Below are 19,624 nucleotides of genomic sequence, written 5' to 3'. Positions count from 1 at the left end.
CCGGCAAGGCATGGAGGATGCTCGTTATAGCCGGACCCATCCACCGAGGAGGTCCTTACGTCTCCGCTGCCCAACGATGCGATCGCCCCCGCGGCACGCCGGCTGACCGAGCGGTACGAGTTCCTGCGGGAGCTCGGCCGAGGCGGGATGGCCATCGTGTATCTGGCGCGGGAGCTCGCCACCGGACAGATCGTCGCCATCAAGCTGCTCGGCGCGCTGCAGGGCGGAAGCACGGAGGCGGCTCGGCGGTTCGCGCGCGAGGCGGAGACGGTCTCGGCGCTCGAGCACCCCAACATCGTGCGCGTGCTGCGCGTCGAGGACCTCGACGGGCCGGCGCCGGCGATCATCAGCGTCTACATCCCAGGCGAGACGCTGCGCGACCTGCTGCGGCGCGGGCCGCTGCCGTACGAGCGCGCGACGCAGATCCTCCGCGAGATCGCATCGGCGCTGGCCTACGCGCACGACCGGCGCATCGTGCACCGCGACGTGAAGCCGGAGAACATCGTCCTCGAGCTGCACACCGGACGCGCGCTGCTCGCCGACTTCGGCGTCGCGCGGCAGCTCGACGCGGAGACGATCCTCACCGTGGTCGGGACGTCGGTGGGGACGCCGGCGTACATGGCGCCGGAGCAGATCATCGGCTCGCACGTCGACGCGCGCGCCGACGTCTACGCGCTCGGCCTCATCGGATGGGAGATGTTGAGCGGGCGTCGGCCGTGGGAGGGCGAGACGCTGTACGGCGTGCTGCACAAGCAGCAGCACGAGAAGCTGCCGCCGCTCGACGAGCTGCGCCCCGACATCCCGACGTACCTGCTGCGCGCGATCGCCGGCGCGATGGAGAAGGATCCCGAGTGCCGCTGGCGCGACGCGAGCGAGTTCCTGGAGCGACTGAACCCGTCGCCCGCCGCGCTGCCGCCGCTCCCGGTCCGCGGGGACCTGGACGGACCGTCGGCGGACGTGGGGCCGATCTTCGTTCCCGACGCGGTGGTGCCGGTCGTGTCGCCGACGGCGGCGGAGGAGCCCGAGGTCGTGCCGGTGCCGGTGGCCGCGAGCACGGTCGCGCCGCCGCCGCCCCTCGCGGAGGTCGCGCCGGTGACGCCGACAGCGCCCGTGACGCCCGTGACGCCCGTGACGCCCGTGCCGCCCGTGCCGCCCGTGCCGCCGGTGGCGCCCGTGACGCCCCCGCCGAGCGCACCGCATCCGGCGTTCGTGACGGCGGAGCGCCGGCAGCCGCGCGCGGCGCGTCGACGCTGGTGGCCGGCCGCCGCCGCGGTCGTCGCGCTGCTGCTCGTCGCCGTGCTGCTCTCCACCACGCGCCACGCGAAGGCGCGGCCCGTGTCCGGCGACCGCGGGCTCGACTCGCTGCTGAACGCCGCCGGAGCCGACGGCGTGGTGCTCGTCGACTCGGCGAACCGCGCGGCGACGGAGAAGAAGCTCACCACCGCGCAGCGCAAGAAGGCGCGCACCGACAGCATCGCGCGAGCGCGCTCGGGGAACCGCGTCGAGGCCGCGGGCACGGTCGACCTCGCGCCGCCCGCCGGCTCCGACCGCTGTCGCTCGACGGCGAGCGCCGACCAGCGCGCGTGCCTCATGTCGGCCATCGCGCGCAACGACGCGCCGCTCAACCGCGCCTACCAGGCGCTGATCACCGATCTCCGCGGCCGGCTCTCCGGCGACGCGGAGGCGCAGGCGGTGGAGCGGCTGCGCGAGGAGCAGCGCGCATGGCTCGACAAGCGCGACCGCGAGTGCCGCGCCGCGACCCCGGAAGGATCGACCGGGCTGTGGGGCGTCGCGCGCGCGCCCTGCTTCGCACAGCGCTCGGCACAGCGGACGACGGAGCTGCGCGCGAGAGTGGGGCACTGATCGGGACTCGGGACTCGGGACTCGGGACTCGGGACTCGTGGGCTGACAGCGCCCGAGTCCCGAGTCCCGAGTCCCGAGTCCCGATCACTCAGCTCGCCCGCAGGTACTTGCACCCCGCATCCTGCGCCCGCAGCGCCGCGAACACGCCCGACGGCTGCAGGATGACGCCGGGCACGAACGACGCGACCGCTTCCTGACGCAGCGCCGGGACCGCGCCGCCCTCGCGCGCCGCGATCTTTCCCACCATGTCGTCGAGCGCGAGGTTGCAGGCGAGCACGATGCCGCCGCGCTTGATGAAGCGGTCGAGCGCGACCTCGTCGAGCTCCGCGGGCACCTCGTTGCGCGACGACGTGAGCAGCACCGGGTTGCGGTCGGTCGCCTGCTGCGTGAGCGGGTGCTTCACGTCGTTCGCCTTGCCGAGGGCGTGCTTGTCCCAGAACGGCTGCTGCATGGCGAGCGCGATGCCGTTGTGCCGCAGCACGAGCACGCTCGAGAGGTCGGCGGGCTTCACGCCGAGGACCTGCTGGTACTGCTGCTCCCAGAGCGAGGCGCGCCAGACGCCGTAGCCCTGGTCGATCTCCGGCACGTCGAACACGGCGCGGTACTTCCCCTTGATGCGGTCGGTCCAGCTCAGGTCCCACTTCATGTCCGGCTGCGCGCTCGGCTCGGCGAGGGCAAGCGCCGGGGCGAGCGACAGGGGAAGGGCGCCGAGGACGAGCTGGCCGAGGAACTCGCGGCGGTCGTGTAGCACGGAAGCCTCCAGGTGGTCGGGACGGCGGAGTGGAATGCCCGGACGGGCCGGACGGTTCCCGACGGTGGTCGTGCCGGGCGAAGCGAGCTACGAGTGCCACGGAGCGCCCGGATTGCCGACGGCGCAAGTCCCGGCCGCGCGGCTACGTTTCGCCGATCACCGTCTCCACTCACCGAGCCGCCCATGATCGTCGACGCCCTCGCGAACGCCGCCCGCTATCGCACCCTCCACCCCCGCCTCGCCGCCGCGTTCGACTACCTCGCGGCGTTCGACCCGTCGACCGCCGACGGCAAGTACCCGATCGACGGCGACGCGGTGTACGCGCAGGTCCAGTCGTACACGACGAAGCCCGCGTCGGAGAAGAAGTGGGAGTCGCACCGCCGCTACCTCGACGTGCAGTACATGGTCTCGGGGCGCGAGCGCATGACCGTCTCGCCGCTCCCCGGCCTCGCCGGCGCGACGCCGTACAACGACGCGAAGGACGTCGTCAACTACGCCGGCGCGTCGGGCGAGGCGAGCTCCGTGTATCTCGAGGGCGGGCAGTTCGCGATCTTCTTTCCCGAGGACGGACACCAGCCCGGCGTGCAGGCGGGGGAGAGCGGGGAGGTGCGGAAGGTCGTGGTGAAGGTGCTGCTGTGATGCCGTCGTTACGGCTTGCCTAACGTATAGGCTTTGAGGGCATTCTCCCGCAGCACCATCCGCGCGAGCGCCTCGGCCCGCGGTCGATCGATCTCGCCGTCCCGCAGCATGCCGGTGAGCGCGATGGCGAGCGCGCGGCGCGCGGTGGTGCTCCCGACCCACGCGACCTGCTCCCACCCCTGCTCGGCGCCGCCGTCGAACGCGTCGGTGCCGAACAGCACCTTGTCGGGCCACTCGGCGAGCCACTGCCGCAGCACGGCGGCGAGCGCCGTCGGCGCGAGGATCTGATCCATCATCGACACGTCGGCGTAGACGTTCGGCTTCGCGAGCAGCCCCTGCGTCTCCCCGACGAGCGGCCAGCCGCCGTGCACGATCACGAACCGGGTGCCGCGCAGCGTCGAGTCGATCAGCGCCGGCTCGAGCAGCCGCGGCGCCGCGCCGGCGGAGGCGTAGAAGCCGCCGAACGTCTCGAGCACGTGGATCTGCACCGTCATGCCGAGCCGCCCCGCCTCGCGCGCGACGACGCGAAAGAGGTGGTCCTGCAGCGTCTTGTACTCGGCGCGCGACGGCACGCCGCCGCGCACGTAGCGCGCATACACCGCGCGCGCCCTCGCCGCGTCGTCGGTGTCGAAGTCGAGCGGGCGCAGGTACGCGGCCTCGAACTTCACGCCCACCGCGCCGCCGTCGTGCTGGCGCGCGAGCGTGGCGCGGACGACGTCGCGCTCGTACGCGTCGAGCGTCGCGGGGAGCGCCGTCAGCCGCAGCTCGCGCAGGAACCGGCGCAGCAGCGCGGTCTCGTGCGGGTAGAGCACGCGCGTGTCGGGCGTACGCGCCGCCTCGCCGCGCGTGTCGAGCGGCAGCAGCAGCGCGTCGACGAACGGCACCCACCGGAAGCGCGGCGCCGCGAGCCCCGCGCCCATGGCGATGCGGTTCGCGAGCATGACGTCGATCCCCGCGCGGTCGAGCGCCCACTCGGGGAACCGATCGCCGTGCTCCGTCCGCGCGCGCTCCGGCGCGGCGTCGCCGTACAGGGCGCTCCGTGCCTCGCGCCAGATCGGGGCGTCGGTCGTGAGCCGATGCGGCACGGCGAACGCCGGGATCCCGTCGAGCGGCAGCGCGTCGAACTCGCTGTCCGGCGGCGCGCCGCGCGCCACCACCCGCATCGGGTGCGCGTGCACGTCGATCGCGCGCACCGAGTCGACGTAGCGGAGCAGGGCGGTGTCCACCGGCGTCTGCGCGTGCAGGCGCGCGGCGAGGGCGAGCGCGGTCAGGGCGAGTCGCATGGGACGTGGGGCGTGTTCATTCGACCGCAGAGGACGCAGAGGGCCGCAGAGCCTCTCATCTGAACCACAGAGGACACGGAGGACACAGAGGAGAACCCTTCTGAAGAGAGTTGGTTTTCCTCCGTGTCCTCCGCGGTTCCATCGATCAGGAGCACATACCCGCCGCCCAGCGCTGGCGCCAGAGCCGGGTGGCCCCCGAGACTGCCCGGCCCCGCGTTTCGGGCGGGCCGTGCGTAGAAGAGGGGCGGCCCGTCGCCGCCCGTTCCTCCCACCGCATCCCACATGCGACCGCAGCATCTCTCCCGCACGACCCTCGCCGCGCTCTGTGCGTTCGCCGTCGTGGCGAGCACGCCCCTCGGCGCGCAGCCCGCCGCCGGCGCGCGGCAGTTCACGAGCGCCGACCTGAAGGCCTGGCGCACGATCCGCAATCCCACGCTGTCGAACGACGGCCGGTGGTTCGCGTACGTGCTCGCGCCTAACGAAGGCGACGCGACCGTCGTCATCCGTCCGACGGCGGAGGGCGGGAAGGAGCTGCGCTTCGCGGTCGGCTCGCCGCCGCCGGCCGCGACCGGGGGCGGGCAGGGGATCGCCGCCGTCGCCGGGGCGGCCCAGGCGCCGCTGCTCCTCTCGGGCGATGGGCAGTGGGCCGCGTTCACGGTCTATCCGACGCAGGCGGAGACGCGACGCGCCCGCACCGCGCGGCGCCCCACGTACACGAAGGTCGCGCTCGTGAACCTCGCGACCGGCGAGAAGCGCGACTTCGACCGTGCGCGCCGCTTCGCGTTCAACGCCGACCGCGCGACGGTCCTCGCGCTGCAAGGCTATCCCGCCGAGGCGGCGCCTAACGCGACCGCCGCCGCGAACGGCGCTGCGAACGGCGCTGCGCCGTCGTCGCGCGCCGAGGGCACCGATCTGCTGCTCGTGCCGCTCGGCGCCGGCGAGATGGTGAACGTCGGCAACGTCGGCGAGTTCGACTTCGACGACTCCGGCGAGTGGCTCGCCTACACCATCGACGCGCGCGACCTGCTCGGCAACGGCGTGCAGCTCCGCAACGTGCGCACGGGCGTCGTGCGGGCGCTGGAGAGCGAGCGGGCGCTGTACCGCCGCCTCGCGTGGGCCGACAGCGCGCCGGCGCTCGCGGTGCTGCGCGGCACCGTCGACTCCGTGGCGCGCGACACGAGCTTCGCCGTCGTGTCGTTCACCGGCGTCGCCGCGGCGCCGAAGAAGACGGTGTTCGATTCGAAGGGACGCGCCGACTTCCCGGCCGGCCTGCGCGTCGCGGGCGATCGCGCGCCGCGCTTCTCGGAGGACCTGCAGGCGGTGTACTTCGGCATCCGCGAGGCACGGGCGCCCAACGCGCGCCGCGGCGGCATCACCGCGTCGCTCGTGCAGCCCGGCGCACCCGGCATGGGCGGCACGGTGAACCAGCCGCGGCTCGGCGACGGCAGCGACGACGAGACGCCGACGCTCGTCCTCTGGCACTGGAAGGATCCGCGGCTGCAGTCGATGCAGATCGTGCAGGAGCAGCAGGACCGTGCGTACAGCTACCTGGCCGCGTTCCGTCCGGCGGAGAACCGTTTCGTGCGCGTCGCCGACGACTCGCTGCGCGCCGTGACGACGCTGCCGCACGACCGATGGGCGACGGCGACCGACGTGCGGGCGTACCAGCAGGCGGCGAGCTACAGCGGCCGCGCCTACGCCGACGTGTACGCGATCGATCTGAAGACGGGAGCGCGCCGTCCCGTGTTGCGCAAGCAGGCCTCGTCGGCGCTGATCCCGTCGCCCGACGGCACGCGCGCGCTCTACTGGGGCGACGACGCGAACTGGTGGACGATCGACCTCGCGACGGGCGCGACGCGCAACGTGACGAAGGGCGCGCCGGTGAGCTTCGCGAACACGGAGGACGACCACAACAACCTGTTCCCGCCGCCGCAGCAGCCGTTCGGCTGGACGAAGGACGGCGCCGCGGTGCTGCTGTCCGACGGATGGGACGCGTGGCTCGTGCCCGTGAACGGCGGCGCCGCGACGAACCTCACCGTCGACGGCCGGAAGAACCGCGTGCGCTACCAGCGGCTCTACAGCTTCGACGCGCAGGCGCAGCCCACGCGCGCCGGGCGCTCCGGCACCGGCAACGCGCCGACGATCGACAGGCGCAAGCCGCTCTACTTCGCGACGTACGGCGAATGGACGAAGAAGTCCGGGCTCTCGCGCGTCAGCGTCGGCAAGCCCGGCGCCGTGCCGCTCGTGTGGGACGACGCCTCGTTCGCGTTCACGAAGGCGAAGGACGCCGACGTGTACCTCTACACGCGCCAGTCGTCGACGGAGTTCCCGAACTGGTGGATCGCGAGCGCGGACCTCAAGAGCGGCCGCCAGCTCACCGACGCGAACCCCGAGCAGAGCATGTTCGCGTGGTCGAGCGGCGTGAAGCTCGTGAACTACGTGAGCGAGAAGGGCGACTCGCTCCAGGGCGCGCTGTACCTGCCGGCGAACTACCAGCCGGGGAAGCAGTACCCGCTGCTCGTGACCATCTACGAGAAGCGCTCGCAGAACGCGAACGTGTTCGTGCAGCCGAACGAGACGAGCACGCCGAACCGAAGCCTCTACACGAGCCGCGGCTACGCGGTGCTCGACCCGGACATCGTCTACAAGGTGAACGATCCCGGGATGTCGGCGGTGTGGAGCGTGGTGCCGGCGGTGAAGGCGGCGATCGCGACGGGCGTCGTGGACTCGGCCAACGTCGGGCTGTGGGGCCACTCGTGGGGCGGCTACCAGACGGCGTTCCTCGTCACGCAGACGAACATCTTCAAGAGCGCGATCGCCGGCGCGCCGCTCACCGACATGGTGAGCATGTACAGCTCCATCTACTGGAACACCGGCGGCACGAACCAGGCGATCTTCGAGGCGAGCCAGGGCCGCTTCAAGGGGAACTACACCGACAACCTCGAGGCGTACCTGCGCAACTCCCCCGTCTTCCACGCGAAGAACGTGCAGACGCCGCTCGTCATCCTGCACAACGACAAGGACGGCGCGGTGGACTTCAACCAGGGGATCACGTACTACAACACGCTGCGCCAGCTCGGCAAGGACGTCATCCTGCTGGAGTACGTCGGCGAGAACCACGGCCTCGCGCGGCCGGTGAACCAGAAGGATTACGCGGTGCGCATGCGCGAGTGGTTCGACGCGTACCTCAAGGGCGCGCCGGCGCCGGACTGGATGAAGAACGGCGTGCCGCGCCTGCAGATGGCGGAGCACCTGCGCATGCGCGCCGACACGACCCAGGCGAGGACGGACGTGGTGCCGTGAGGTGCGCTCGTCACGGCTCCACGTACGAGTCTCTGAAGGACTGAAGCAGGACTGAAGGGAGACTGAAGAAGGACCAAACACAAAAGAACGTGTTGTTGGTCCTCCTTCAGTCCTCCTTCAGTCCTTCTTCAGTCCCACTGGAAAACACGTACGTGGAGTCCTGACAATGACGACACCGCGCGCGATCCGACTGCTCCTCGCCCTGCACGCGTGCGTATCGGTGGCCCAGGCCCAGCGTGTCGACTGGCCGACGCCGAGCGGTGACGCGGGCGCCATGCGCTACTCGCCGCTCGCCGACGTCAATCGCGACAACGTGAGCCGGCTGCGGCTCGCGTGGACGTGGAAGACGGGCGAGCACGCGATCCCCGCCGGCCCGAACCAGAGGCCGGCGCGCCCCGGACTCTTCCAGGCCTCGCCCGTGGCGATCGGCGACACGCTGTACGTGTCCACGCCGTACGCCGCCGTCGCTGCGCTCGACGCGGCTACGGGGCGGGAGCTCTGGCGCTACGATCCGGAGGTGTGGCGCGCCGGCCAGCCGTCGAACGGCACGGGATTCGTCCATCGCGGCGTCGCCACGTGGAGCGACGGGCGCGAGCGGCGCGTCTACGTCAACGCGCGGTGGAAGCTCGTCGCGCTCGACGCGCGTACCGGCAGGCCGGTGCCCGCGTTCGGCGACCACGGCGTCGTGAGTCTCACGGCGCGGCTGCGCCGTGCCGTCGACACGCTGCACTACACGAACACGTCGCCGCCCGTCGTCTGGCGCGACCTCGTCATCGTCGGCAACGGCGTGGGCGATCGGCTGCGCTACCGCGACGACCCGCCGGGGGACGTGCAGGCGTTCGACGCGCGCACCGGGCGCCGCGTGTGGAGCTTCCACACGGTTCCCGACTCCGGCGAGTACGGGTGGACGACGTGGGAGAACGGGTCCTGGAAGTACATGGGCCACACGAACGTGTGGGCGCCGATGAGCGTCGACGTCGCGCGCGGCCTCGTGTTCCTCCCCGTGAGCACGCCGTCGAACGACTGGTACGGCGGCGACCGCAAGGGCGACGACCTGTTCGCCGAATCGATCGTCGCGCTGGACGCGCGCACCGGGCGACGCGTGTGGCACTACCAGATCGTGCACCACGGCCTGTGGGACTACGACCTGCCCGCGCCGCCCGTGCTCGCGACGATCCGCTGGAACGGGCGCCCGCGCGACGTCGTCGCGGTGCCGTCGAAGACCGGCTGGGTCTACGTCCTCGATCGCGTCACGGGGAAGCCGGTGTGGCCGATCGTCGAGCGACCCGTGCCGCCGAGCGACGTGCCCGGCGAGCGCGCGTCGCCGACGCAGCCGATGCCGACCAAGCCGGCGCCGTTCGCCGTGCAGGGGATCGGCGAGGACGACCTGATCGACTTCACGCCGGAGCTGAAGCGGCGCGCGCTGGAGCTGTACCACCGCTATCGCGGGGGACCGATCTTCACGCCGCCGTCGCTCGAGGGCACCATCACCATGCCGGGCGCCATCGGCGGCGCGGGGTGGGGAAGCGCCGCGTATGACCCGACGACGCGCACGCTCTACGTGAAGGCGACGAACGCCCCGGCGCTCTACCGCATTCGCGAGGGCGTGCCGAACGACACGATCGGCTACCGCTGGACCGCCGACCTGCAGGCGAGCGGCATCGGCCTCACCGTGGATCCCGACTCGGCGCGCGGCGACCATCTGCCGCCGGAGACGCTGCCGATCGTGAAGCCGCCGTACGGCACGCTCACCGCGATCGATCTCGACACGGGCGAGCGGCGGTGGCAGGTGCCGCTTGGCGACACGCCGGCCGTGCGCGAGCACCCGCTGCTGAAGGGGCTCGCCCTCCCGCCGTTAGGCGTCGCCGGCGCGCCCGGCGGCACCGTGACGGCCGGTGGCCTGATCTTCGCCACCGGCGGCGGCGATGTGCTGTATGCGTTGGGCGCGCGCGATGGGCGCGTCCTCTGGCAGCAGAGGCTCCGCGCGGGGCGCGGCTACGCCAACCCCGTCACGTACCGCACCGCGGCCGGCATCCAGTACGTCGTCGTCGCCACGGGCGGCGGCGGCGACGCGGAGCTCGTCGCGTTCGCGCTGCGCTGACGGTATGCGTACGGTCACGTCGTGCCGGCCACCGTGACGACCAGCTTTCCGCGCGCGTGCCGCGTGTCGAGCTCGCGGAACGCGTCGGACGCTTCGGTCATCGCGTAGCGCCGGCCGATGACGGGCCGCACCGCGCCCGACGCCATGAGGTCGCGCAGCGCTTCCAGATCCGCGGCGCGCACGCGCGCCACGAACGCGCCGAGCTTGCGGTTCGAGAGCGGTGAGAGCGCAGCCGCGCCCACGATGCGCGCCAGCATGACGGCGATCCGCGGCGGCGCTCCGACGAGCACGCACCGCCCGCCCGGCTTCAGCACCCGTCGATACGCCGTCAGCGGACGGTTGCCGACGCAGTCGAGCAGGACGTCGTAGCGCTGCGGATCGCGCGTGAAGTCGTCGCGCGAGTAGGCGATCACCCGGTCCGCGCCGATCGACCGCACCAGCTCCACGTTGCGCGTGCTGCACACGCCGGTGACCTGGGCGCCTAACGCCTTCGCGATCTGCACGGCGAACGTGCCCACGCCGCCGGCGGCGCCGTTGATCAGCACGTCCATGCCGGCCCGCGTCCGTCCGTGATCGCGCAGTCCCTGCAGCGCCGTCAGGCCGGCGATCGGGGCCGCCGCCGCGTCCTCGAACGACACGCCGCGCGGCATGTCCGCGAGCGCCGACTGCTTCGCGCACGCGTACTCGGCGAGCGCGCCGCGGCACACACCGAACACGGCATCGCCCGGCGCGAACCGGGTGACGGCGCGGCCGACGGATTCCACCACGCCCGCGACGTCGTGCCCGACGCGCGGATCCTTCGGTCGCCGGAGGCCCGTCATGAGACGGAGCATCGGGACCGGTGCCTCGAACATGCGGTCGGCCGGGTTCACGGACGCGGCGCGGACGGCGAGGAGCACCTCGTCGTCGGCGGGGACGGGCGTGGGGACGTCCTCGCAGCGCAGGACGTCGGGCGGGCCATAGCGTGGAGCGACGATCGCTCTCATGGGTTGCGGCCCCCTCCGCTCAGTGACCGGTGCGCTCCACGGTGCGGCCGGTGAAGTTCTCCGTCGTCACGTCCTTGCCGGCGGAGAGCGACTGCACGTAGGTCACGAGCCGCCAGATCTGGTCGGGCGCGATGAGGCTTCCCCACGCGGGCATCCCGTCGGGCCGGCCCTGGTAGATCGACTCGTAGACCTCCGCCGCCGAGCCGCCGAAGTGCCAGCGGCCGTCGGCGAGGCTCGGCCCCATCGCGCCGCTGCCGTCGGCACCGTGGCAGTCGACGCAGTTGTACGCGACGAACAGCTTCGCGCCGTCGGAGGCGGCGGCGGCGTTCCCCTCGTACGGGTTGCGCAGCGCGGCGCCGACGAACGGCTTCACCGCGCCGGGCTGGATGTGCTCCGCGTGCGAGACGAACGCGCTTGGTTGCGGCGATGGCGGCCGTGCGGGCGGCTCCTGCGCCACGACCGCCACGCCCACCGCGAGCGCCGAGCCGACGACGAGGGAATGAGGTCGCATGGAGGTCTCCTGGCTCGAGCGGTCGTGCACGACCCGCGCCACTCACCGGTGGTGCTCCCGTCTTGGCTCCACGTACGAGTGTTCGTTGGACTGAAGGAGGACTGAAGAGGGACTGAAGAAGGACAACACCAACAGAGTTGTCGGTCCTTCTTCAGTCCTCCTTCAGTCCTTCCAAAAGACGTACGTGGAGTCACGGCCGCATCGCGACGCGCTCCTTCGAGACGCCGCGCTCGTACTTCACCTTGCCGCCAAGGATCGTGAGGTCCACGCGCGCCGTCGGGATCTCGTCCTCGGCGACGGTCATGATGTTCTTCGACAGCACCACGAGGTCCGCCAGCTTCCCCGGCGTGATGGAGCCCTTCTCCCTCTCCTCGAACGCGGCGTACGCGTTGTTGATCGTGTACGCGGCGAGCGCCTCCGCGCGCGTGACGCGCTGCTCCGGCAGGAACACGGTGCCCTCCTTCGTCTTCCGCGACACCGAGCCGTAGAAGCTCACGATCGGGTCGACGTCCTCGACCGGCGTGTCGGTGCCGTTCGTCACCACCGCGCCGGCGTCGATGAGCGAGCGCCAGAGATATGACGTGCGCCGCGCGCGCTCCTCGCCGAGCCGCTTGGCGACCCACGGTCCGTCGGAGATCGTGTGCACGCCCTGCATGCTCGCGATGACGCCGAGCTGCTTGAACCGCGGCACGTCCGACGGATCGATGTGCTGCGCGTGCTCGTCGCGCCAGCGCAGGTCGCGCTTGTCGGGGTTGTCGCGGAAGACGCGCTCGTAGGCATCGAGCACCTCGCGATTCGCGCGGTCGCCGATGGCGTGCGTGTTCACCTGGAAGCCGTGCCTGATCGCGACCCGCGCCGTGCGCTCGAAGTCGGGCACGGGCTTCAGCGTGAGGCCGCTGCTCGTCGGCAGGTCGGTGTACGGCGCGAGCAGCCATGCGCCGTGCGAGCCGAGCGCGCCGTCGAGCTGCTGCTTCACGGAACGCACCGTGAGCATGCCGCCGCCGTAGCCGATCATGCGGTACGAATCCAGCTTCGCGTCCATCGCCGAGTCGGTCTCGAAGCGCACCATGACGTAGAGCCGCAGCGGAAGCTTTCCCTCGTCGGCGAGGCGCTTGAACCCGTCGATCGTGCGGAAGCTCGAGCCGGCGTCGTGGAACGTCGTGACGCCCTTCGACAGCGCGTCGGCGCCGGCCAGCGCGACGACCTGCCGGAATCGTGCCTCCTCCTGCTCGGCCGTCGGCTGCGGCAGCTTCGCCGTGCCGCGCGCGGTGAGGCGCTGCGCGGTCTCCTTCAGCAGCCCGGTGGGCTCGCCGGTCGCATCGCGCACGATCTCGCCGCCGTCGGGGTTCGGTGTGTCGCGTCCGATCTCGGCCAGGCGCAGCATGGCGCCGTTCACGAACGACGCGTGCCCGCTGGCGTGGCCGAGCACGACCGGATTGTCGGGGCTCACGCGGTCGAGCGACGCGTGCAACGGCACGCCTTCCACGTTAGGCACCGGCGGCGACGCCCACTTGTCCTGGTGCCAGCCGCGCCCCTGGATCAGCTCTCCCGGCCGCGCCTTCCTCACCGCCTCGCCCACCTGCACGACGATGTCGTCCCACGTGCGCGCCTTCGTGAGGTCGAGGACCAGCTTCGCGTTGCCGAGCCCCGTGAAGTGCCCGTGTCCCTCGATGAAGCCGGGCATGAGCAGCCGGCCCTTGAGGTCGATCGTGCGGGTGTCGGGCCCGGCGAGCTTCCGGATCTCCGCGTCGCTGCCGACCGCGAGGATCCGGTCGCCGCGCACCGCCACCGCCTGCGCGTTCGGCCGCTGGGAGTCGACGGTGACGACGGTGCCGTGGACCAGCACGAGGTCGGCGCGGGGAGCCTGGGCACGGGCGGGAGCGGCGAGGCACGCCGACAGCACGAACGCATACTTCACATGCTTGGACATGATGGCAACGCGATGGAGATGATGCATCTCACAACGAGAACACGAACAGCATCCCGCCCCACGACGTCCACCGCGACAGGTCGGGCAGGGTGGTGCCGCGCTCGCGCACGTCGTAGGGCAGGTTGGCCGCGACGTCGCCCGCGATGAGCAGCCCCATGTCGCCGCCGATGCCCGCGTAGACGGCGATGTATTGCTTGCCGTCGGGCCCGAGGTACGTCATCGGGTTGCCGACGACGCCCGAGCCGACCTTGAACTGCCACAGCACGCGGCCGTCGCGCGCGTCGGCGGCCTTGAGCCATCCGTCGAGCGTGCCGTAGAACACGACGTCGCCCTGTGTGACGAGCGCGCCGCCCCACACCGGATACGGCTCCTTGATGCCCCACTTCTTCGTGCCCGTCGTCGCGTCCCACGCCATGAACTCGCCGCGGTGGCCGCCGGGCCCCGCGTACTCCGGCGCCGACGCCCCGATGTACGGCGTCCCCGCGATGTAGCTCACCTCGCGCGCCTCGAAGTCCATGCACAGGTTGTTCGTCGGCACGTAGAACAGCCCCGTGCGCGGCGAGAACGCCGCCGGCTGCTGGTTCTTTCCGCCCTCGAGGCTCGGGCAGATGTTGGTCACCTTCTTCCCGGCGCCCGTGACCTTGTCGGGGTTCAGCACCGGGCGGCCGCTCGCGAGGTCCACGCCGGTCGACCAGTTCATCTCCACGTACGCCTTCGCGAGCAGCACCTCGCCCGTGGTGCGGTCGATCGTGTACGCGTAGCCGTTGCGGTCGAAGTGGACGAGCGCCTTGCGCGTGCGGCCGCCTACCGGCAGGTCGACGAGGATGTTCTCGTTCACCGCGTCGTAGTCCCACAGGTCGTGCGGCGTGGGCTGGAACGCCCACACCATCTCGCCGGTGTCCGCGTCGCGCGCGATGATCGACGTCGCCCACTTGTTGTCGCCCGGGCGCTGCGGTCCGTTCCACGGTCCGGGGTTCGACGTGCCGTGGTAGACGAGGTTGAGCTCCGGGTCGTACGACAGCCAGCCCCAGACCGCGGCGCCGCCCTGCTTCCACGACTCGCCGGGCCAGCTCGACACCCCCTGGTTCGGGCCGCGGTCCCGCGCGTAGAACGGCTTGAAGCGCGCGCCGACCTTCATGTCGGCGTCGGGGCCGACGTTGTACGCGCGCCAGACCTCCTTGCCGCTCGCCGCGTCGATCGCCGCGATCCAGCCGCGCACGCCCATCTCGCCGCCGCTCGAGCCGACGAGGACTTTGCCCTTCACCGCGAGCGGCGCCATGGTCATCGTCTCGCCGCGTCCGACGTCGGCCATGCGCGTGGACCACAGCAGCTTGCCCGTCGCGACGTCGACCGCGACGGTGTGGCCGTCGAGCAGGTTGTAGAAGATCTTGCCGTCGGCGTACGACGCGCCGCGGTTCACGACGTCGCAGCACGCCACGCCGACCGCCGCCTGCGCGTTGTCGGGGCGCACCTTCCACTTCAGCGGCTGGCCGGGCTGCGCCAGGTCGAGCGCGTACGCGACGTTCGGGTACGGGGTGATGACGTACATCGTGTTGCCGACGACGAGCGGGTTCCCCTCGTGCCCGCGCAGCACGCCGGTGGAGAACGCCCACGCCGCGTGCAGCCCCTTCACGTTCGCCGCGGTGATCTGATCGAGCGCGCTGTAGCGCGAGCTCGCGTAGTCCCCGGCCGGCAGGCTCCACTCGCCGGCGGGCCCCGGCCGCTCGCTCGCGATGCGTGTCCCTGGGACGGTCGTGGCGCGGCCCGTCGTCGTCGCGCGCGCCGCCGCGCTCGTGCCGGCGTCTCCGCCGCCGCGCGAGCACGCCGCGAGCGTGACCAACACCGTTAGGCGCCGAGTGGCCCGGATCACGGGCGACGCTCCGGCAGGAGGTAGTCTTGCGACGCGACGCACTGCCAGCGGCCGTCGAGCTTCATCCACGTGTCGGTGTAGCGGTAGCGGTGCGTGAAGGCGCCCCGCGGCCCGCGCCCGCGCATCCACAGCTCGCCGATGACGACGGCGGTGTTGCCGTAGACCATCGCCCGCATGCGGTCGTTGCCGGCCGAGGTGACCGTGTCGGTGCCGCTCGTGAACGCCTTCACGCCGGCGTCGCGCTCCATCACGCCGCTCTCGTCGGAGTACACCCATCGCGGCCCCACCAGCCGCCTGAGCGCCGCCGCGTCGCGCTTCACCACGGCCTGCGCGAACCGGTCCTCGAGCCGGTACAGCTCGCGCTCCGCGGGCGCGGCCGGCTGACGGAGTGCGGCGAGCGTGAGTGCCAGGGCGGCGAGGCTCTGCGGCATCGAACTCTCCGGTTGATGTGCGACCCGCTGTGCGACGCGCCGGGCTCACGTCGGCGCGCGGCACGTCACCCGCCGCACGTCAGCTGGCTCTGATACCGGCGAACCTCCGCGCGCTCCTCGGCCGACTGAGCGAGCGTCTGCACCCGGCGAAGCCAGTTGCAGGCGGCCCGCGTGTCGCCTGCGAGCACGTGCGCGTCGATGAGGCGGAACATCGCGCGGCGTCGCGCGGGAGGGTAGAGGCGTGGCAGCAGCGGCAGGATCGCGCGCGCGACCGCGCGTGCCGCCACCCCGCGCGGCCGCTGATCGCGCAGCACAGCCGACAGCGAGTCGAGCGCGCGGTGTGCGGCCTGGCGCTCATCGAGAACCGGCGCGCGTCGCTTCGTGGCCGGCGTGTCGCGCGACACCGACGGCCTGGGTGCAGCGGTGTCGCGCGATGCCGGGCGATGCGTCACGCTCGTCGTCGGCGCGGTCGTGTCGCGGCGCACGGCGGCGGGCGGCCGGGTGGGCGCGATCGGCGCGGGTGGGAGCTGCGCGCGTGGCGGGCGGCCGGCGGGCCCGCGTGCGTTCACGATCAGCGCGCCCGCGCCGACGAGGACGAGCGCGCCGACCGCCGCGCCGACGAGCCGACCACGCCGTCGCGTCGGCCGCGCGGCGGCCGCGGGTGCGGCCGCCGTCGTCGTCTGCCACGCGCCGATCGCGTCGGCGAGCGCGCGGGCGAACGCGCCGGCCGACGCGGGGCGTCGCTCGGGCTCGCGCGACAGCGCGGCCTCGAACACCGCCTCCACCGCGGGCGGCCACGACACGTCGCTCTTCGCCTCCGACAGGCGGCGCGGCGCCGACGTTAGGCGCGTGGCGAGCGTGCGCTCCGGTGTCGTCGCGTCGAACGCCATCTCGCCGGTCAGGCACTGGAACGCCACGAGCGCGAGCGCGTACACGTCGCTCGGCACGTCGACCGGCGCGCCGAGGAGCTGCTCGGGGCTCATGAACTGCGGCGTGCCGACGACGAAGCCGGTGCGCGTGAGCCCACCCTCGTCGGCGCCGACGGCCTTCGCGATCCCGAAGTCGACGACCTTCACGCGGTCGCGCCCGTCCGCGCCCTCGACGACGAGCACGTTGTCCGGCTTGAGATCGCGGTGGATGATCCGCAGCGCGTGCGCGGCGTCGAGCCCGTCCGCGATCTGCGTCACGATCGCCGCGGCGCGCGTCGGCGGCAGCGGCCCGTCGGCGATGATGCTGCGCAGCGTGCGCCCCGCGACGTACTCCATCGCGAGGTACACCAGGCCGTCGGCCGTCTCGCCGAAATCGTAGACGCGCGCGACGCGGTCGTGATCGATGCGGCTCGCGTTCGCGGCCTCGCGGTTGAACCGCGCGCGGGCCGACGGGTCGGACACGAGCTCGCGGCGCAGCACCTTGATCGCCGCGCGCTGCGGCAGCCGCACGTGCTGCGCGAGATAGACCGTGCCCATCCCACCCTCGCCGAGGAGATCGGTCACCACGTACCGATCGGCGAGGGTGGTGCCGCTCAGACCCGCATCGACGTCGGCGGCGTGCAGCGCGGTGCCGTCGGCCGGACAGAACGCCACGGTCTCCGGGTACGTGATGCCGCACACCGGACAGACCTTCGGCATGTCACGCCGCTCACGCGTCAGCGGGTCACTGCTTGCGGCACTTCTTGTCGTCCCAGCCGAGCGAGCAGGCGCGCTGCACGAGCTGCTGTGCCCTCGCCGCGTTCGCCGGCACGCCCTTGCCGTCGCTCACCTGCTCGGCGAGCAGCGCGCACGCCCGCGCGTCCCCGCCGTCGCAGCCGCGGCCGAGGATCTCGGCGCCCTTCGTCTCGTCCTTCGGGACGTTGTCGCCCTTCACGAGACGCTGGCCGTAGCTGTAGCACGCGCCGGCGTCGTTCGACTTGCACCCCTGATCGAACAGCGTGATCGCCTTCGCACGGTCCTTCGGCACCGGCTTGCCGCGCCAGTAGTAGTCGCCGAGCACGTTGCACGCGTCGCCGTTGCCTAACGAGCAGCCCTTGTCGAACGTCAGCACCGCCTTGCCGAGGTCCGTCGCCACGCCGGAGCCGTCGGCGAGCGCGTGGGCGAGCTGCGCGCAGCCGAGCGCGTCGCTCGCGTCGCAGGCGCCGGCGAACAGGCGCGCCGCGCGCACGGCGTCGGGCGCGATGCCGCGTCCGGTGGCGAGCGCCACGCCGAGCTGGCTGCAGCCGCGCGGCACCTTGCCGTCGCACGCCCGCTGGTAGAGCGTCGCCGCGCGCGCCCACGACGTCGAGTCGACGGCGAGGAGCTGGCCCAGCTCCACGCAGTACGCGACCGCGCCGCCCTCGCACGCGCGGCCGAACAGCGTGGCCGCGCGCGAGAGGTCCTTCGCCGTGCCGGTGCCGGTGGCGGCGAGCAGCCCCTGCTCGCCGCAGGCGGTCGCCTCGCCGCCCGTGCACGCGTGGTCGAGAAAGCCGAACGCCGCGTCGGGCGCCCGCGCGATCCCCTCGCCGCGCAGCGCCATGCGGCCGAGCGCGAGGCACGCCGACGCGGTGCGCGCGTCGCACGCCGTGCGGTACAGCGTCGCGGCGCGCGCGAGGTCCTTCGGCACGGCGCCCGCGAGCTCCTTCGACACGCCCCCGCCGGTCGCGTACGCGTTGGCGGCGAGCGAGCACGCGGGGACGACGCCGTTCTTGCACGCGCCCTCCCACAGCGTCGCCGCGCGGGCGACGTTCTGCGGCACCGCCTTCCCCTCGGCGAGCAGCGCGGCGAGCGTGGCGCAGTCGCCCGCGCGGCCGCCGGTGCAGCCCTTGTCGTAGAGCGCGGCGGCCTGGGTCATGTTGCGCGCCGGCGCGCGTCCGGCCGCGATGAGCGACGCGAGCTCGCCGCACGACCGCGCGTCGCCGGCGTCGCACCCGCGCTCGTAGAGGATCACCGCGTGCGCCGCGTCGGCCGACACGCCGACGCCGTTCGCGAACGCCGCGCCGGCCGCCGCGCAGTGCGCCGTCGCGAGCGCGGCGGGGCCGCTCTCGCACGCCTTCGCCGTGTACGCGAGCCCCTGCGCGCTGTCGACCGGCACACCCTTGCCGCCGAGCAGCATCGTCGCCGCATCGACGCACGCCGGCGCCTCGCCCGCGTCGCAGGCGCGGCGGTACAGCGCGACCGCGCGCTCGCCGTCCTTCGGCACGCCGTGGCCGGTCATGTAGAAGCCGCCGAGCCGGCGGCACGCCGCGAGCTCGCCCTGATCGCAGCGCAGCGTGAGCACCGCCGCGGCCTGCGTGTTGTCGCCCGGGTTGAGGCTCTCGTCGAGGATGTCGACCGCGCGCCAGCACGACGGTCCGCGTCCGGCGCGACACGCGACGAGCAGGTACTCCGCCGCCTTCGCGCGGCTCTTCGGCGCGAAGATCCCCTCGATGTACTGGTCGGCGACGGAGTCGCAGGCCGCCACCGTGCCGCGCTCGCAGCTCCGCTGCATCTCCAGCACGCGCGGCGTGACGATGCCGCCCGCCGAGTCGACCGTCGCCGCGGCGGCGGGCGCCGCGACGCACGACGACTTGAGCTGGCCGATGTAGGCGTCGTCGGCGCCCGCGTTGCGGAGCTTCTTCTCGTCGTCGGCGGTGAGCTCGGCGGCGAGGCAGTTCGCGCGCACCTGCGTCATGACCCACAGCGACGGCGCCTTGCGTCCGAGGAACTCGACCAGATCGCTGACGGCGATCGGCCGCGCCGGCGCGGGCGGTGGCTGCGTGACGGGGTTCTGCGCGTATGCGGCGCCGGCGCCGAGCGCGCCGGTGACCAGCAGTGCCGCGAGCGCGAGGCCGCGGCGAAGACGGAGGTGCGACATACGACGGGATGAGGCGGTGCAGGTGCGGCCCGCGCAGGGGGGCGGCGGCGGGTCCACGTTAGGGCGCATGCCGGGGCTCGGCAATACTGATGTCGTCGCCCCGAATCGTCCCCCGCGCTGCCGTACGCGGC

At 72.7% G+C, this 19,624-nt stretch carries 13 protein-coding genes; 4 read left to right on the top strand and 9 right to left on the bottom strand.

Going from position 1 to position 19,624, the window contains the following annotated elements; translation table 11 throughout:
- The first annotated feature begins 66 nt into the window (after nt 1-66).
- Complete coding sequence (locus tag J421_RS20565; RefSeq protein WP_312845242.1) at nt 67-1,863, top strand: protein kinase domain-containing protein; 1,797 nt, start codon at nt 67-69, stop codon at nt 1,861-1,863.
- A gap of 88 nt (nt 1,864-1,951) precedes the next feature.
- Here J421_RS20565 and J421_RS20560 read toward each other — a convergent pair whose 3' ends face one another.
- Nucleotides 1,952-2,614 carry a hypothetical protein gene (locus J421_RS20560; RefSeq protein WP_025413058.1) on the bottom strand — a complete coding sequence of 221 codons (663 nt, stop codon included), beginning with the start codon at nt 2,612-2,614 and terminating at the stop codon, nt 1,952-1,954.
- 183 nt (nt 2,615-2,797) lie between these two features.
- On the opposite strand from J421_RS20560, the gene J421_RS20555 reads away from it, so the two are divergent.
- Complete coding sequence (locus tag J421_RS20555) at nt 2,798-3,253, top strand: NanQ anomerase/TabA/YiaL family protein (RefSeq protein ID WP_025413057.1); 456 nt, start codon at nt 2,798-2,800, stop codon at nt 3,251-3,253.
- Nucleotides 3,254-3,261: 8 nt separating this feature from the next.
- Here the strand turns inward: J421_RS20555 and J421_RS20550 are convergent, their stop codons facing one another.
- On the bottom strand, nt 3,262-4,536 hold the full coding sequence (locus tag J421_RS20550; RefSeq protein WP_025413056.1) for an amidohydrolase family protein: 1,275 nt from the start codon (nt 4,534-4,536) through the stop codon (nt 3,262-3,264).
- Between the two features lie 282 nt (nt 4,537-4,818).
- Between J421_RS20550 and J421_RS20545 the strand changes: the two genes are divergently transcribed.
- Together J421_RS20545 and J421_RS20540 are read left to right on the top strand one after the other, a co-directional pair.
- Complete coding sequence (locus J421_RS20545; RefSeq protein WP_025413055.1) at nt 4,819-7,839, top strand: S9 family peptidase; 3,021 nt, start codon at nt 4,819-4,821, stop codon at nt 7,837-7,839.
- A 166-nt stretch (nt 7,840-8,005) separates the two neighbouring features.
- Nucleotides 8,006-9,940, top strand: a complete 1,935-nt coding sequence (locus J421_RS20540) for a pyrroloquinoline quinone-dependent dehydrogenase (protein WP_025413054.1) — start codon at nt 8,006-8,008, stop codon at nt 9,938-9,940.
- A gap of 14 nt (nt 9,941-9,954) precedes the next feature.
- Here J421_RS20540 and J421_RS20535 read toward each other — a convergent pair whose 3' ends face one another.
- The 7 genes from J421_RS20535 to J421_RS20505 form a co-directional block, all read right to left on the bottom strand.
- Nucleotides 9,955-10,926 (bottom strand): NAD(P)-dependent alcohol dehydrogenase, encoded by a 972-nt coding sequence (locus tag J421_RS20535; RefSeq protein ID WP_025413053.1) that lies wholly within the window; start codon nt 10,924-10,926, stop codon nt 9,955-9,957.
- A 19-nt stretch (nt 10,927-10,945) separates the two neighbouring features.
- The gene (locus J421_RS20530; protein WP_148306428.1) at nt 10,946-11,437 is read right to left on the bottom strand and encodes a c-type cytochrome; all 492 of its coding nucleotides are present in this window, start codon (nt 11,435-11,437) and stop codon (nt 10,946-10,948) included.
- Nucleotides 11,438-11,627: 190 nt separating this feature from the next.
- Nucleotides 11,628-13,367, bottom strand: a complete 1,740-nt coding sequence (locus J421_RS20525) for an amidohydrolase (RefSeq protein ID WP_104022874.1) — start codon at nt 13,365-13,367, stop codon at nt 11,628-11,630.
- 28 nt (nt 13,368-13,395) lie between these two features.
- The gene (locus tag J421_RS20520) at nt 13,396-15,237 is read right to left on the bottom strand and encodes a PQQ-dependent dehydrogenase, methanol/ethanol family (RefSeq protein ID WP_201773054.1); all 1,842 of its coding nucleotides are present in this window, start codon (nt 15,235-15,237) and stop codon (nt 13,396-13,398) included.
- Nucleotides 15,234-15,668 carry a nuclear transport factor 2 family protein gene (locus J421_RS20515; RefSeq protein ID WP_025413049.1) on the bottom strand — a complete coding sequence of 145 codons (435 nt, stop codon included), beginning with the start codon at nt 15,666-15,668 and terminating at the stop codon, nt 15,234-15,236. Before J421_RS20515 ends, J421_RS20520 begins: the two co-directional genes overlap by 4 nt.
- A 65-nt stretch (nt 15,669-15,733) precedes the next feature.
- A complete protein-coding gene (locus J421_RS20510) occupies nt 15,734-17,296 on the bottom strand; it encodes a serine/threonine-protein kinase (protein WP_025413048.1) in 1,563 nt (520 codons plus the stop codon).
- Between the two features lie 25 nt (nt 17,297-17,321).
- Entirely contained in the window at nt 17,322-19,493 is a 2,172-nt protein-coding gene (locus J421_RS20505; protein ID WP_025413047.1) for a tetratricopeptide repeat protein, read from the bottom strand.
- Between the last annotated feature and the right edge of the window lie 131 nt (nt 19,494-19,624).

Source organism: Gemmatirosa kalamazoonensis, from assembly GCF_000522985.1.
GTDB lineage: Bacteria > Gemmatimonadota > Gemmatimonadetes > Gemmatimonadales > Gemmatimonadaceae > Gemmatirosa > Gemmatirosa kalamazoonensis.
The sequence above is the reverse complement of the archived record's forward strand: the minus strand, read 5'-3'. Positions and strand labels throughout refer to the sequence as shown.